The sequence below is a fragment of the Nocardia sp. NPDC058666 genome (assembly GCF_042714895.1).
Lineage (GTDB): Bacteria > Actinomycetota > Actinomycetes > Mycobacteriales > Mycobacteriaceae > Nocardia.
The window spans coordinates 1-1091 of the sequence record NZ_JBHXRY010000108.1; the positions used below are offsets into that span (position 1 = coordinate 1).

A 1091-nucleotide genomic window follows, 5' to 3' on the forward strand; every position below is an offset into this window, starting at 1 on the left:
AGGCTGCCGGGCAACGCGGTCCTTCTCGACCACCTTGTCCACGACGTACTTGTTGAACCACTCGATCGGTGTCTTCTCGGGCTCCAGGTCCGGATCCGGGGACCAGCGGACCGGGAAGCAGCGGGTGGTGTTCCCCTTCTCCGTCAGACCGCCGGTACCGACCGGACACGGATCGGAGTAGTCGACGTAGATCTCGCCGCCGGTCTCGGTACGGATCGTCTCCACCCGGAGCCGGTCGAAGTCGGGCGTCGCTTCAGTGGCCGACTTGGCCACCCGGTTGGGCATGTCGACGGTGTTGGCCAGGAAGGAGACCGCCGGCAGGGCGACACCATTGGCGCCGTCCTTGGGTCCGTATCCGGTCCGGGTGATGGACTCGAGCCACAGGGGCGGATGCGTGTCGGTCCGCTGGTGCGGCAGGGACTGGTTCAGTGCCCACTGGTCGACCTTGGAGAGCGCAGTGGAGCCCTCGGTTCGCTGCGCGTAGGTCGTGACGGCGGCCAGACGCTTACGGGACCAGAAGGTCGGAGCGGAGATGTAGCAGTTTTCCGCCTCCATCTTGCAGTACAGGGTGGTGGGGGTGTCCCACCACCCTCGCTTGTCGTCAGCGTTCTTGGAGTCGAACTGAGCGTTCTCACACTTGGTGTCGCGGTCCTCGAAACACCGTTCCTTCACGGTGAAATCGACGCGGCCGGCCGGCGCTCCCGCGAGATTGTCTGCGCGGAGTCCGTAGAGGATGCGGGTCGGGTGGCCCCCGCGGATGTAGCCGACCTTGCTGCGGTCCTTCTCCGTGAAGTTCTCGTTCTTGGCGTAGCGGTTCTCTTCCTTCGCCCAGTCGATGACCATGGCATTGCCGTGGACGTCCTCGACGTAGTCGAGGTTCCAGCGCCATGCCTGAACGCACGAGGAGTTCGCGTAAGCCGTTTGGTAGCAAGGCTCGCCGGGGTGGTTGCCGAAGACCGGGACGGTGAAGACGGAGTCGGTGACCGTCTGCGGTGATGAGCCGTCGCCGTGGGCACCGACGTTGTGCCGGCCGAAGTGGTAGCGAGTGCCGTCACGCGTGGTGACGATCCAGTATTCGCCGTCCTTTGCGC

Annotated in this window: 1 protein-coding gene; it reads right to left on the reverse strand. The window is 65.0% G+C overall.

Annotation, left to right across the window (positions count from 1 at the left end; genetic code table 11):
• On the reverse strand, window positions 1-1091 hold a 1091-nt coding region (locus tag ACFWVD_RS28840), incomplete at both ends, for a hypothetical protein (protein WP_379248082.1).